The sequence below is a fragment of the Ruegeria sp. BE10 genome (genome assembly GCF_056538905.1).
This window is the reverse complement of record NZ_JBQFTX010000002.1, coordinates 422112-435337: the sequence shown is the minus strand read 5'-3', so window position 1 is coordinate 435337 and position 13226 is coordinate 422112. Positions and strand designations below refer to the sequence as shown.

Here is a 13226-nt window from a genome sequence, read left to right as displayed (position 1 = left end):
GCGAGACTGCAAAAATCGGGAATTGCGACCACTGGTCTGCCGTGCATGATGTGATGCAAATGGAAAGAGGGTTTCATGGCAGCTACGGAATTTCTGATCACCGCAAAAGACCGGCGGTTGGCCTATCACAAAAGTGAGGGCCATGGCCCGACCGTCGTTTTTCTGGGCGGGCTCAAATCTGACATGGAAGGCACCAAAGCGGTGCATCTGGAAGACTGGGCACAGGCGCGCGGGCAGGCGTTTTTGCGGTTCGACTATTCCGGTCATGGTGAAAGTTCCGAGAAATTCACCGATGGCTGTATCGGCGATTGGCACGAAGATACGATTGAGGCTGTGGCAGCCTTGACCGAAGGGCCGTTAATCGTTGTCGGGTCATCCATGGGCGGGTGGCAGGCGCTGTTGCTTGCCAGAATGATACCCGAACGGATCGCTGGTATGGTGACCATTGCCGCCGCGCCTGATTTCACTGAGGACGGCTATTGGGCGTCGTTCAGCGCCGAACAAAAGGCTGCGCTGGATAGTGTTGGGCATGTGGAACTGCCCTCGGATTATATGGAACCCTACATCATCACCAAGCGGATGATCGAAGACGGGCGGCAACGGTTGGTGCTGCGCGACGCGCTAGACCTGCCTTTCCCGGTGCGCTTTCTGCAGGGCACGGCGGATACGGCGGTGTCCACCGAAACGGCTGTGCGGTTGCTGGAACACGCCAGTGGGCCAGATATGCGTTTATTGCTGGTCAAAGACGCAGATCACCGGTTCTCGGACGGCCCCTGTCTGGGGTTGATCGAAAATGCGGTGCTTGAGGTGATGGAGGCCAGCTGATGCAGCGCTTTGGGTGGTTTCTTGGGCGTCTGCTGCTGGCACTGATTGTTGTCGGTGGCCTGATCTATTGGTTCGGGCCGCGTGAACAGGTCGACCTGCATCCCCGCTTTGATCCGCGCAAATTCGGCGAAGGGGTTCAGGTCTACTTTGAAAGCACAGAATCCGCCTATGACGACATCGTGCCCGGAGTGGAAAAGCGCGTGGTCTGGCAGGACGGGTTCAAAGAACAACGCACGCCTGTTTCGGTTCTCTATGTGCATGGCTTTTCGGCCTCGTCCGAGGAAATCCGTCCGGTGCCGGATAAGGTGGCCGACGCGCTGGGGGCCAATCTGGTCTATACGCGCCTGAAGGGACATGGTCGCGATGGCCCGGCAATGGCCGAAGGGACGGCTACGGGCTGGATGCAGGATATGGCCGAGGGGTTGGCCGCGGCGCGGGCCGTTGGCGACAAGGTTGTTGTCATCTCAACCTCGACCGGCGGAACGCTGGCCGCAGCAGCAGCGTTGGATGAAGAACTGAGCCAAGACGTGGCGGCTTTGGTCTTTGTGTCTCCGAATTTCGGGGTGAACACACCGGGCGCGTGGATTCCCGGCTTGCCGTGGGCGCGGAAGTGGCTGCCCTTGGTGATGGGGGAGGATCGGGATGTCTCAGGGCCGGACCCGGAAAAGAACACCTATTGGACAGCCGTTTACCCGTGGGAGGCCGTGGTACCGATGACCGTACTGGTCGAGACCGTCTATGCGCTGGATTTTTCGGACGCACAGGTGCCGGCGCTTTTCTGGTTCTCGGATGACGACCAGGTCGTGCGGTCCGATCTGACGCATAAAGTGGCCGAGGCCTGGGGTGGACCGAAGACGGTCAATCTGGTGACAATGGGGCCAGGGGATGATCCGGCGTCGCATGTGATCGCGGGTCGGCTGATGTCCCCGGGGCAGACGGACGCGACTGTTGCAGGTATTCTGGACTGGCTGAGTGAGCAGGGGACCGAATAGTGGACCAGCGAGTAAGCTTGATCACAGTTGGGGTGGATGACCCCGAGCTTGCCGCCGGGTTCTATGAGGACATGGGTTGGAAACGGGTCAGCAGCCCCGACGGGGTAATTGCCTTTGACCTTATCGGCCAGACTTTAGGTTTGTACCCGTTGTCTGCATTGGCTGAAGAGATCGGAGTTGACGTTGACACTCTGGGCCATGGTGCGCTGACGCTCAGCTACAATTGCCGGTCAAAGGGCGAGGTTGCGCAGGTGTTGGACAAGGCCGGAGAAGCCGGAGCCGAGATATTGAAACCGGCATCTGATGTTTTCTGGGGCGGGCATCACGGGTATTTCCGCGCCCCCGATAGGACGATCTGGGAAGTGGCCTTCAATCCTTTCTCTGCGCTTGCACCGGACGGTGCCTTTTGCTGGAACGGGTATGGGTAATGCGCAAGCCGGGCAGCATGTGGAGCCTTGAAACGCTTGGGCGTGTACGTCTGTCCCGGCATTTCTTCATGCGGGAATTCCTGTATTCTGAGATTGGAAATTTCCATGAAAAGCAAAACCTCCCAGACAATCCTGACCTTGCCATCGAAACGGGGCGCTCCTTTTGCCAGACCCTGCTGGACCCGCTTGAGGAAACCTTTGGACGTATCGCGGTCCGGTCCGGGTATCGATCACCCTCGTTGAATCAATTCGGGAATGAGAACCGATTGAACTGCGCCCGCAACGACAACCCGTTGGAATGCCATATCTGGGATCGGGGCGAAGGGGATGCCCGGATCGCCGGGGCGTCAATCGTCATCCCTTGGTTCGCCGATCAATACGATACGGGACGTGATTGGCGTGATTTGGCGTGGTGGATGCACGATCATCTGGACTATTCCGAAATCTGGTTCTTTCCCAAGCTCTGCGCCTTTAATCTGGTGTGGAGGCCACACCCCCATCGCCGGATCGACAGCTATATTGCGCCGCGCGGGTGTTTGTTGCGCACCGGGGCTGAGCCGGGCGAAGACCTGAAAACCCGTCGCAACCGATATGCAGATTTCCCGCCTTTCCGGGACATCAAATATCCCTGAAGTTTAACTTGCCCGAACCTGCAAAACCCCTCATCCTGAGTGCAAAGAGCATTGCTTATAAAGTTGAAGTGTTGCGAGGCCCCGCGTGATTGAGCCGCTGGTTTTACTGCCAGAAATGATGTGCGACGCACGGTTGTTTGAACCCCAGATCAACAGCTTGTCGCGGCAGCGCGCGGTTACGGTTGCACCGATTTCACTGGGCGAACGTATCGAAGAGATTGCGTCGTCCCTTCTGGACCAACTGCCGCGACGATTTGCGCTAGCTGGGTCGGGCATGGGGGGCGTGGTTGCGCTGGAGCTGGTTCGGCGCGCGCCGGATCGGGTGTCGCGTCTTTGCCTGATGGCGACGGATGCGCAGGCCGATACACCTCAGACCGCGGCGGCGCGCGAAGAGTTGTTGGTCGCCACGAAAATGGGTCGGCTGGAAGAGGTGATGCGTCGGATAATCAGCTCGAACACGTTGGCACCGGGACCGCGGCGCATACCCATTCTGAACGATTTGGTCGCAATGGCGCTGGATCTGGGGCCCGAGGTGTTCGAACGTCAGATTCGCGCTCTGCAACGGCGTCCCGATCAGCAAAGTGAGCTGCGGCGTATCAAGGTGCCAACACTGGTACTGTCCGGCGCGCATGACACCCTTACACCGCTACGCAAACATACCTTTATGTCCGAACTGATACCGGGTGCCGATTTGAAAGTTATTGACGAGGCCGGGCACCTGCCGACGCTCGAAGCGCCCGATTTCGTGAATGACGCGCTGACACAATGGCTAAGCGCACCCGCTCGCGCAGCTTATGTGTAGAATTTCGCGCGCTCAGTCTTGCTGAGTATCGTTGGTGCGACCACAGGTTTGCCGTCGTCTAGGTCAAAAAACGGCGTGTTTCTCCAACTTCCGGACAGCCACGATTTGCTGAGGCGCGTCAGCATCCCAACCGCCGCATATCGCAGTTTTTCATGCGATTGCTTGCCGTTTGGCTGCGGAACAAAGCCACGGGTTGTGATCGGACCAAGCCCGCTTGGATCGGAGATGCGCTTGACGTCGAACCCCGCAAAAGGAAACTTCGCGGTCCGCGCGGTAGTCGCCAGCGGCGCATTGCAGCAACTGGAATACCACCGGAACATCCCTTTGGGGCTTAGCTGCATCAGCGCAAGTTTTTCCGAGCCCCCTTCGAAGCAGATCTCCTCTGGGCTCATCTGTAGGATGTTGACAGGGCCGGGGGCTGGATCGGGTTGACCGAAGTACAGCTGTGCTGCGCGGCAGTCGCGGCAAAAGCAACCGACATGGGTGCCCGAATGCACTCCTTCAGCGGTGATATGCCCGTGCAAAGTACCGCATTCGCAGGAGAAGGGCATTGGGTGGGCCGCTCTCCTACGCATTTTTGTCAGGCGATCTTGTTCTTATTGGCGGCCCGGCGTTGTGGTTTGCGGGCGTTGGCGGTCATGAAGTCGATCACCAGTGGCCGGATATTGTCACGCCAGCTGCGTCCGGCGAAAATGCCATAGTGCCCGGCTGCTGGTTCAACATGACTGGCCTTCTTCGATGCGGGCAAACCGGTGCAAAGGTCCAACGCAGCGATACACTGGCCGGGGGCCGAGATATCGTCATTTGCGCCTTCAACCGTCTTGACCGCAACATTGGTGATTTTGCCGATGTCCACCTTGTGGCCCGCGACGACGAATTCGTTCCGCGCAATTTCGCGGTTCTTGAACACACGCTCAACCGTCGACAGATAGAATTCGGCGGTCATGTCCATAACGGCCAGATATTCATCGTAGAAACGGTTATGCGCATCATGGTCCGAAGCTTCGTCTTGCATAACGCGCTGAATCTGCTCTGAGAACGCTTTGGAATGACGCTCTGCGTTCATCGACATAAAGGACGCTAGCTGCAACAAGCCGGGGTAGACCATGCGGCCAACGCCTTTGTACTTGAAGCCGACACGCTGGATCATGGTCTCTTCCAGCTGCCCCATGGTGACGCGGCGGCCAAAATCGGTCACATCGGTCGGGGTGGCATCGGGGTCTACCGGTCCACCTATCAGGGTCAGCGTGCTGGGTTGCGCTTTGGGCTCAACCTCGGCCAGATAGGCCGTGGCGGCCAGAGTCAGCGGTGCAGGTTGACAAATCGCCACCACATGAGTGTCGGGACCAAGTTCTTTCATGAAATCGACAAGATAGAGTGTATAGTCCTCTACATCGAACTTGCCTTCGGAAACAGGAATGTCGCGCGCGTTATGCCAATCAGTGATATAGACTTCGCAATTCACCAGCAGGCTTTTCACCGTCGAGCGCAACAACGTCGCATAATGCCCGGACATCGGCGCCACCAGCAACACCTTGAGGGGCTGTTCCTCGCGCCCATTGACCCGGAAATGCACCAGATCACCAAAGGGACGTTCGACAACGGTCGTGATATCGACCAGATGGTCTTTGCCATCCTCGCATGTAAAAGTGCGGATGCCCCAGTCCGGTTTGACGATCATCCGTTGGAAAGTACGTTCGGTGACATCACCCCAGGCAGCCATCATACTAATTGCGGGGTTGGGAATCATGGAAAACGCGGGGTAGGATGCGATTGCGCTGGCAGTTGCGCCCATCCATTGGTTGGTGTTGCGCATCGTTTCCATCAGGTCGTATGTCATCATGTAGCGCATGGAAAAAGGGGCCTCCTAGATGTCAGCCAATAAGATTGGACCATTCGCCGCTTTGCCCCCCGACACCCACGACGTTATTCTGCGTAGCAGCGAGGTTAGGGGGGAATTGTTAAAATGACAACAAGTGAAGATCAGATGCCAGAACTGACCGAAGAAAACGTTGAACGCCTTAAAGAAAATATGGAAAAGGTCGAGGCGCTTTCGAAGCGGCTGATCGAAGTCATGTCGGCCAAAAAGCCTCATACCCCCGCTTTGGATGGCCCGAATCAAGAGCTTTTCGCACGAGCAGCAACAGCTTATTGGGCCGAAGCTTGGCAAAATCCGGCAAAACTGCTGGAACAACAGATAGAATACTGGGGCAAGTCGGTTCTGAACTTCGCCGAAGCCCAAAAAGCAATGACCACGGGCGAGGCTGACGATGACCAGCCCAAACCTCAGGACAAGCGTTTTTCCAACCCCTTATGGGAAACCAACCCCTATTTCCGTCTGATCCGGCAGCAATACCAGACCAACGCAGAAGCCATTGCGCAGGCCGTGGCCTCGGTTGAGGATCTGGATGCCAAGGACAAACGCCGCCTCAAGTACTTCTCGCAGCAAATTGTCGACATGATGTCCCCCACGAATTTCCTGGCGACCAATCCAGACGCCCTGCAAAAGGCGGTTGAAACCGAAGGGCAGTCATTGATCAAAGGGCTGGAAAACCTTGTCTCGGATCTTGAGGCCAATGACGGCGAGCTGGTTGTCAAACTGGCCGATGAAAGCGCGTTTGAGGTCGGCGGCAATCTGGCGACCACTCCAGGCGATGTGGTCTATCGCAATCGTATGATGGAACTGATCCAGTACAAACCCGCGACTGAAACGGTGTATGAAACACCGATCGTGCTGTTCCCGCCCTGGATCAACAAGTTCTATATCCTTGACCTTAAGGCCCAGAACAGCCTGATCAAATGGATCACTGAAAAAGGCTATACACTGTTTGTGGTCAGTTGGATCAATCCTGATGAAAGCTATGCGGATGTTGGGATGGAAGACTATATCGAAGATGGCTTTCTGACCGCGATCGAAGAAACTAAGAAAATCTGCAAGGTCAAGCAGGTGAACGCGATTGGTTATTGCATTGCTGGTACTACTCTAAGTTTGACCCTGGCGTTGCAGAAGCAGCGCGGCGACAAGTCGATCAAATCGGCCACCATGTTTACTGCGCTGACGGATTTTTCCGAACAGGGCGAGTTTACGCCATTTCTGCAGAACGACTTCATCGACGGGGTTGAAGCAGAGGTAAACAAAGAAGGCATTCTGCGCTCATGGATCATGGGGCGCACCATGTCCTTCCTACGTTCGCGCGATCTGGTCTACGGTCCAGCCATCCGCAGCTATATGCTGGGCGAGATGCCGCCAGCCTTTGATCTGCTGTACTGGAATGGGGACGGGGCCAACCTGCCTGCCAAGATGACGGTGCAATACCTGCGCGGGCTATGCCAGCGCAATGAGTTCGCCGAAGGCGGGTTCGAACTTCTCGGGCACAAGCTGCATGTCAGTGACGTGGACGTGCCGTTGATGGCGATCACCTGTCAGACGGATCACATTGCTGCTTGGAAAGACTGCTATCGTGGTGTGCAAAAGATGGGGTCACGTTCCAAGACTTTTGTCGTCTCGGAATCCGGTCACATCGCAGGCATCATCAACCCGCCCAGCAAGAAGAAATACGGCCACTACACCAACCCCGATCTGAAGGTGGACGCGGACACCTGGATGAAAGAGGCCGACTTCCACGAAGGTTCGTGGTGGCCCCTGTGGGAGGCCTGGTTGAAGAAGCGATCCGGCAAGCAGGTTCCTGCCCGCGATACCGGCGATTCGGATCACCCACGGCTTGCACCAGCACCCGGGACCTATGTGGTGGCCGATCCAAACAACTGATTTCATTTTGAAACTTAAGAATTTCTGCAATGCAGCAAGAAAAAACTTGCAATGCTGCATTGCAGCAATCATATTGTCCTCAAGCTGATGAAAGCCGGGGTGGGCCCGGTTCGGCAAAAAGGATTAGGACAATGGCAAAGACTCAAGACTTTACCGCGACCCTGAAAGACATGATGGGTGCATTCCCCGTTGACACCACCGCTCTGGAAGGTGCCTTCAAATCGACCGCTTCGCTGAACGAAAAGCTGTCCGGTGTTGCTCTGGAAGCAGCAGAGAAGTCGGCTGAAATCTCGAACAAATGGACCAAAGACACACTGTCCAAGCTGACCGAGATGTCGAAAGCAAAGGCCGAGCCTGCTGAATACGCAAAAGCCGCAACCGACTTCGCAAGCGCGTCGGCTGAAGTTGCTGCTGAAAACATGGCTGCTTTCGCTGAAATCGCGAAAAAACTGCAGACCGAAACCGTCGAGCTGCTGATGGCTGCTGGTAAAGACGCTGCTGAAGAAGCAACCGTTGCTGTTCAGAAAGCCACCAACGACGTGACTGCTGCTGCCAAAAAAGCTGCAGCCACCAAGTAAAATTTGGGCGCGAGGCGCACCCACTCCTCCCATTTGGTGCAATCGCGCAGGGCAGGTCTTAGGACCTGCCCTTTCTTTTTGTTCTGCGGTCGCATAATCTCTGCTGCAACGCATCATCCTTGGGGAGGGCAAACGGTGCCAGAACAAGAAAAACCGCTGTTGATCAAGCGCTATGCAAGCCGCAGGCTGTATAACACCGAGACCAGCGACTATGTTACGCTCGAAGATATCGCGACCTTCATCCGCGATGGGCGCGAAGTGCAGATCATTGACCTGAAATCTGGCGACGATCTGACTCGGCAATATCTACTGCAAATCATCGCCGAACACGAAAGCCGGGGTGAAAATGTGCTACCGGTCAACGTGCTGAACGATCTGGTGCGCAGCTACATGATTCCGGGTGGCGGGATGATGCCGCAATTCCTGCAAAGTTCATTTGAAATGCTGCGCGAAAGCCAAAGCAAGATGATGGAGAATATGAATGCCATGAACCCGATGTCGCAGATACCGGGTTTCGAAGCGATGCAGGCGCAGCAACAGGCATTCCTCAAGGCGATGACCGGGGGACTGTCAGGCAATTGGTCAGGCCCAGAAGAAGGTGAAGATGCCAATCCGGAATCGAAAGAAGATCTGGATGACATCAAAAAGCAGCTGGCTGAGTTGCAGAAAAAGCTCTCCAAGTTGAACTGACGTCTGTTGTGTTGCGCTGGCTGGTCCTGAGTGTTGCGGTGCTTTGGGCCCACCCGGTGTCATCACAGGGCGTTTTTTCAGAAGGCTGGTCTGCGGTTTGCACGATGGGCACCCAATCTGATGAAGGGTGCGATGCCATTCGTGCGCGCGAGATCCTGGATGCCGATCAGCCTCCATGGCGTGCCATTGGGCGCCTCAATTTCGCCAGCAGGGATCGGCGGTCACATTGTACTGGCGTATTGGTGTCTGACCGGCAGGTCCTGACTGCTGCGCATTGCCTGTACAATTCCCCACGCAAACGCTGGATACCGCCCTCTAGCATCCGGTTTGCCGCTGGCTATCAACGCGGAGAGGCCGCGGCCGTTGCGGGTATCGATGGGTATAAGTTGCATCCGGAACAAGGCGCTGACGGGGCGTTCGACGACCGTACCGAATTGGACTGGGCAGTTCTGGAATTGACCGAGCCTATTGGTCAAACGGTTGGTTATCTGCCGTTGGCACCTGCGTTGACGCCTTCGTCGTTTGTTGCGGGGTATCCCGGTCTTCGGCCTCATGTCCTCAGTCGGACTTTGACCTGTGCGCCGCTCCCCCTTGAAGGTGGAATGGTCTTGTCGCTGTGCCCGGTCATGATGGGAGATTCCGGTGCGCCGCTTTTAGTGGACACGCCGACCGGCCCCCAAGTCGCGGCGATCCTGTCGCGTGTGGGTGTAACCCCCGAGGGGATTACAGCCCTGTTTCTGTCGACCGAGGTGTTTGACCTCGATCCGTAAGCCTTATCAAGTTCCGTAGACGGGAACCGGACCGGTCACCTCGCCGACCGAAGCCAGCAGAATATCGGCGATCACGTCTAGTTCTTCCTTGGTCAGCCGTACAGGCAGACGGACGTCGCACGCTTTCATCAGCATGTCCCGTGTCTGCGGCAAGTCGAACTTCTCGGGCAGGAATTGCCAGTTCCAGAAGGCGCGGGCGTTGTCTTCGCTCAGGCCGAAAACCTGAACTTTGACACCGCGTGCCTCTGAAGCCGCCGCAAAGGCGCGGATTTCGGCCTCATTCATTCCGACCAGATTGAACTGGATCGAATCCGGTGCCCGGCGTTCGGGTGTCAGGGGGGCAGGGACGTCGATATGGGACGAGGTGTTCAGCCGTTCGGCCACATAGTCGTGGTTAGACAGGCCATCACGCACGCGCCGCGCCAGTTCGGGGATTTGGGGGCGGATCACGGCAGCGCTCAGGTTGCTCATCCGCAGGTTATACAGCGGCAACTGGTTCTGCCAGCGGGCAAAGGCTTGCTCCAACTCGGGCGAGTTGTCGCCATGCGGGGTTTTGTGCTTCTTCCAGTTGTGCTCATAAGCGCCCGACATGATCACGGCCTGGGCCACCAGGTCGGCATCGTCGGTGATCAGGATGCCGCCTTCCCCCGCGTTGATCATCTTGTAGGACTGGAACGAAAAGCACCCCACCTTGCCGATGGTGCCAATGTTCTGCCCATGCCAAGTTGTGCCCAGCGAATGAGCCGCATCCTCGATCACCGGGATGTCGCGTTCGTTGCACAGCGCCATGATGGCATCCATGTCGGACGTGTGGCCGCGCATATGGCTGATGATTACGGCCTGTACGCCGTCCAGCTTGGTGGCGAAATCTTCCATGTCGATGCGATAATTCTCGCCGACCTCACACAGCACCGGAATGCAATCCGCATGCACGACAGACGAGGGCACAGCAGCAAAGGTAAAGCCGGGGATCAGAACCCGTGCATCTCGCGGCAAGCCCAACGCTTTGAGAGACAGGAACAATGCGGCCGAGCACGATGACACGGCCAACGCGTATTTTGTTCCCAGCAAAGCGGCAAATTCCGCCTCGAGCAGAGCCACCGGCGCATCCTGCGGCGCGGTATAGCGGAACAGGTCGCCCGACTGCATCAGGGCGTCGATGGCTTCTTTTGCAGCTGCGGGGATGGGTTCGGCGTCATGAACGTTTGGAGGAAGCGTCATATTTGATTTTCCCAAATTCTAACTTTGGGAAAGATAAAGCTAAATGGGGGGCAATAAAACCCCTCAATCGCCATGTTGGCGAAATTTCACCAATCCGTCACAATCAAAGGGTCACTGGTTGGCTTGCAATACGCCCCAGGTAATTGTTTTGAGCTTGCAACTTTTGAGAAAGTAAGGTGCCAATTACCCAACTTTTGCGTTGCTCTAGGTTGCAAGGTGGGATCACTATTTTGATTATCGGACGGTTCATATTTCTCTTGGCGCTACTAACGTACGCGCCAGTGGCAAATGCTCAGTTTGTTCTGTCAGACGGCGTGGAAGTGGCTCCGCTTGAGATATTTCAGGAATGCTATGTTTGCCCTGAAATGATTGCCTTGCCTTTGGGTGAATTTCTGATGGGTGGCCCTCCGGGTGAATCGAAACTGCATTATAATTTCGATAAAGAGGGCAACTGGATACGTACCACCCCAGAATTGTCCTACAGCTCGATTCACGAAGGGCCGGTTCACAAGGTCACGATAGACTTGCCCGTGGCGATGGGCCGAAACGAAATCACCTACGATCAATGGATGGCTTGCGTGGATGATGGTGGTTGCGGAGGGTATGAGCCGGAGGACTTTATTCGGTTACCCAAATCGCAGCGCGCAAAGGTCATTGGAAACCATCCAGTTATCATGATTTCTTATCTGGACGCTGTTTCCTACACCGATTGGCTAAACAGTAAAGTGGGGAAGGATGTCTATCGCTTACCGACAGAGGCTGAATGGGAATACGCCGCGCGCGCCGGGACGCAGACCCCTTTTGCACAAGGCGAGGAAGTCACAACCGATCAGGTGAACTTTCTGGGAAGCGCAACAGAGATCATGCTGGGGGAAGAGCGCCCAGACCTCGTGTCCCGCGGAGTCCCAGTACCGGTGGATTTGCTGGACGCGGCCAATGCCTGGGGCCTGCGCCATATGTCCGGCAATGTTGTGGAAGTAACGATGTCCTGCAGGACGGATCAATATGCCGGTTGGGAGACGTCCAACCTTTACCTGGAAAAGGCACTTGAACCCAATTGTGAAAGACGCGTCACACGGGGTGGAGCGTACTATGCCGCAATGGACGCCTCACGTGTCGCTGGACGAGGGAGTGGTTTGGAAAGCTCTCGGACAGCCGGGGCAGGGTTCCGTGTCCTGAGAGAATTTAAGTAATCAGGTTTGCCTGGGATCACACCCCTAACCGATCCCTCAGCGCAAACCATGTCATCGCCAACACCAGCAGCGGGCTGCGCAGGGCAGGACCGCCGGGGAAGGGCAGGGCGGGGACGCGGGCCATGGTGTCAAAGCCTTCGGCTTGTCCTTGGACAGCCATTGCCATCAGCTGACCGGCATGGGTGGCCGTGCCGACACCGTGGCCTGAATAGCCCGAGGCCGACAGGATATTCGGCGCAACCCGCGTCAGGTAGGGCATGCGGCGCATGGTGATGGCCAGCGTGCCACCCCAGGCATAGTCGATCTTCACATCATGCAGATGCGGAAAGATCTCCGTCATAGGTTTGCGCACCTTGGCGGCTATGTCGGCGGGGAAACGGTAGCCATAACTCTCACCACCGCCAAACAGCAGGCGACCATCTGCGCTGAGGCGGAAGTAATTCACCACGAATTTCGTGTCGGCGACCGCAACGTCCTGCGTCAGGACGCGGGCGGCGTCGGCCCCCAATGGCTCGGTCGCCGCAATGAAGTTATTGATCGGCATGACCCTTGAGGCCACCTTGCGATTCAGATCGCCAAGGTAGCCGTTGCAGGCCAGAATAACGTGGTCGGCACTGACCGTTCCGTTCGCCGTCTGCACCTTGGCGGGTTGGCCTTCGTCGATACCGGTGACCTCAGTGCCCTCAAAGATACGCACCCCGGCCTTTACCGCGGCTTGTGCCAGACCCAAGGCAAAGTTCAACGGATGCAGATGTGCCGCACCCATGTCCAGATACCCGCCTCTGTAAGAGGGCGATGGGCACAGCGCGTGGCCGGCGGTTTCATCCAACAATTCGATCTGATTGTAACCGTAACGGCCGGATAGATGTGCGGCATGTTCGTGCAGGTCTTGCTGCTCGCCTGCGCTGAGGCCCAGAACGGCAACGCCCGGTTTCAGGTCGCAGTTGATCTGGTGCTTAGCGATCAGAGATTTGACCAGATCTTTCGCATCCTCGGCCAGATCCCACAGCTTGGCGGCATCATCGTCACCGACCAGCCGCTCGAGGTCTTCCTGATCCATACGCTGGGCGCTTCCCAACTGACCGCCGTTGCGACCGGACGCGCCGAACCCCACACGGTGCGCCTCAAGCAGTACCACGTTGAGCCCGGCTTCGGCCAAATGCAGCGCGGCGGACAGGCCGGTGTAGCCTGCACCGACAACACAGACATCGGCTGTCTCGTCTTTGCATAGTGCCGGAAACCGATCCACCGGGTTGGCCGTCGCCGCATACCAACTGGCCGGATACTCGGCCTTGCGGTCGTTGGAATAGAGCAGGTTCATCGCGT

The 13226-nt window shown here is 56.8% G+C and carries 14 protein-coding genes; 10 read left to right on the top strand and 4 right to left on the bottom strand.

Features of this window, described 5'->3' with window-relative positions; all coding sequences use genetic code 11:
* Positions 1-75 precede the first annotated feature (75 nt).
* From ACR0M2_RS07540 to ACR0M2_RS07520, 5 genes are all read left to right on the top strand, one after another.
* Complete coding sequence (locus tag ACR0M2_RS07540) at positions 76-825, top strand: alpha/beta hydrolase (RefSeq protein ID WP_480704420.1); 750 nt, start codon at positions 76-78, stop codon at positions 823-825.
* Positions 825-1817 carry an alpha/beta hydrolase gene (locus ACR0M2_RS07535; protein ID WP_480704418.1) on the top strand — a complete coding sequence of 331 codons (993 nt, stop codon included), beginning with the start codon at positions 825-827 and terminating at the stop codon, positions 1815-1817. The genes ACR0M2_RS07540 and ACR0M2_RS07535 overlap by 1 nt, the downstream gene beginning before the upstream one ends.
* A complete protein-coding gene (locus tag ACR0M2_RS07530; RefSeq protein ID WP_480704417.1) occupies positions 1817-2245 on the top strand; it encodes a VOC family protein in 429 nt (142 codons plus the stop codon). The genes ACR0M2_RS07535 and ACR0M2_RS07530 overlap by 1 nt, the downstream gene beginning before the upstream one ends.
* Before the next feature lie 17 nt (positions 2246-2262).
* Complete coding sequence (locus ACR0M2_RS07525; protein ID WP_170376126.1) at positions 2263-2877, top strand: hypothetical protein; 615 nt, start codon at positions 2263-2265, stop codon at positions 2875-2877.
* An 85-nt stretch (positions 2878-2962) separates the two neighbouring features.
* Positions 2963-3679 (top strand): alpha/beta fold hydrolase, encoded by a 717-nt coding sequence (locus ACR0M2_RS07520; RefSeq protein WP_480704416.1) that lies wholly within the window; start codon positions 2963-2965, stop codon positions 3677-3679.
* Here ACR0M2_RS07520 and ACR0M2_RS07515 read toward each other — a convergent pair.
* Both ACR0M2_RS07515 and phaZ read right to left on the bottom strand, forming a co-directional pair.
* Positions 3670-4230: a DUF6151 family protein gene (locus ACR0M2_RS07515; protein WP_480704415.1), complete on the bottom strand. Its 561-nt coding sequence runs from the start codon at positions 4228-4230 to the stop codon at positions 3670-3672. The two genes, ACR0M2_RS07520 and ACR0M2_RS07515, sit on opposite strands and share 10 nt — an antisense overlap.
* A gap of 29 nt (positions 4231-4259) precedes the next feature.
* Positions 4260-5531, bottom strand: a complete 1272-nt coding sequence (gene phaZ, locus ACR0M2_RS07510; RefSeq protein ID WP_170349154.1) for a polyhydroxyalkanoate depolymerase — start codon at positions 5529-5531, stop codon at positions 4260-4262.
* A gap of 114 nt (positions 5532-5645) precedes the next feature.
* On the opposite strand from phaZ, the gene ACR0M2_RS07505 reads away from it, so the two are divergent.
* The 4 genes from ACR0M2_RS07505 (at position 5646) to ACR0M2_RS07490 (ending at position 9486) form a co-directional block, all read left to right on the top strand.
* On the top strand, positions 5646-7448 hold the full coding sequence (locus tag ACR0M2_RS07505) for a PHA/PHB synthase family protein (protein ID WP_480704414.1): 1803 nt from the start codon (positions 5646-5648) through the stop codon (positions 7446-7448).
* A gap of 131 nt (positions 7449-7579) precedes the next feature.
* Positions 7580-8026 (top strand): phasin family protein, encoded by a 447-nt coding sequence (locus tag ACR0M2_RS07500; RefSeq protein WP_170349152.1) that lies wholly within the window; start codon positions 7580-7582, stop codon positions 8024-8026.
* A gap of 135 nt (positions 8027-8161) precedes the next feature.
* Positions 8162-8716 carry a polyhydroxyalkanoate synthesis repressor PhaR gene (gene phaR, locus ACR0M2_RS07495; protein WP_170375923.1) on the top strand — a complete coding sequence of 185 codons (555 nt, stop codon included), beginning with the start codon at positions 8162-8164 and terminating at the stop codon, positions 8714-8716.
* 104 nt (positions 8717-8820) lie between these two features.
* Entirely contained in the window at positions 8821-9486 is a 666-nt protein-coding gene (locus tag ACR0M2_RS07490; RefSeq protein WP_480704413.1) for a trypsin-like serine peptidase, read from the top strand.
* Positions 9487-9492: 6 nt separating this feature from the next.
* On the opposite strand, the gene ACR0M2_RS07485 is transcribed toward ACR0M2_RS07490, so the two are convergent.
* The gene (locus tag ACR0M2_RS07485; protein WP_170349150.1) at positions 9493-10707 is read right to left on the bottom strand and encodes a DegT/DnrJ/EryC1/StrS family aminotransferase; all 1215 of its coding nucleotides are present in this window, start codon (positions 10705-10707) and stop codon (positions 9493-9495) included.
* A gap of 257 nt (positions 10708-10964) precedes the next feature.
* Here ACR0M2_RS07485 and ACR0M2_RS07480 point away from each other — a divergent pair, with 257 nt between their 5' ends.
* Positions 10965-11900 (top strand): formylglycine-generating enzyme family protein, encoded by a 936-nt coding sequence (locus ACR0M2_RS07480; protein WP_170549566.1) that lies wholly within the window; start codon positions 10965-10967, stop codon positions 11898-11900.
* Between the two features lie 16 nt (positions 11901-11916).
* Here the strand turns inward: ACR0M2_RS07480 and ACR0M2_RS07475 are convergent, their stop codons facing one another.
* A complete protein-coding gene (locus ACR0M2_RS07475; RefSeq protein WP_170533004.1) occupies positions 11917-13221 on the bottom strand; it encodes an NAD(P)/FAD-dependent oxidoreductase in 1305 nt (434 codons plus the stop codon).
* Between the last annotated feature and the right edge of the window lie 5 nt (positions 13222-13226).

What these genes read in the sequence shown, in the direction of transcription:
- ACR0M2_RS07540 (WP_480704420.1), top strand. Translation starts at nt 76, where the DNA reads ATGGCAGCTACGGAATTTCTGATCACCGCAAAAGACCGGCGGTTGGCC.
- ACR0M2_RS07535 (WP_480704418.1), top strand. Translation starts at nt 825, where the DNA reads ATGCAGCGCTTTGGGTGGTTTCTTGGGCGTCTGCTGCTGGCACTGATT.
- ACR0M2_RS07525 (WP_170376126.1), top strand. Translation starts at nt 2,263, where the DNA reads ATGTGGAGCCTTGAAACGCTTGGGCGTGTACGTCTGTCCCGGCATTTC.
- ACR0M2_RS07515 (WP_480704415.1), bottom strand. Translation starts at nt 4,230, where the DNA reads ATGCCCTTCTCCTGCGAATGCGGTACTTTGCACGGGCATATCACCGCT.
- phaZ (WP_170349154.1), bottom strand. Translation starts at nt 5,531, where the DNA reads ATGCGCTACATGATGACATACGACCTGATGGAAACGATGCGCAACACC.
- ACR0M2_RS07505 (WP_480704414.1), top strand. Translation starts at nt 5,646, where the DNA reads ATGACAACAAGTGAAGATCAGATGCCAGAACTGACCGAAGAAAACGTT.
- ACR0M2_RS07500 (WP_170349152.1), top strand. Translation starts at nt 7,580, where the DNA reads ATGGCAAAGACTCAAGACTTTACCGCGACCCTGAAAGACATGATGGGT.
- ACR0M2_RS07490 (WP_480704413.1), top strand. Translation starts at nt 8,821, where the DNA reads ATGGGCACCCAATCTGATGAAGGGTGCGATGCCATTCGTGCGCGCGAG.
- ACR0M2_RS07485 (WP_170349150.1), bottom strand. Translation starts at nt 10,707, where the DNA reads ATGACGCTTCCTCCAAACGTTCATGACGCCGAACCCATCCCCGCAGCT.
- ACR0M2_RS07475 (WP_170533004.1), bottom strand. Translation starts at nt 13,221, where the DNA reads ATGAACCTGCTCTATTCCAACGACCGCAAGGCCGAGTATCCGGCCAGT.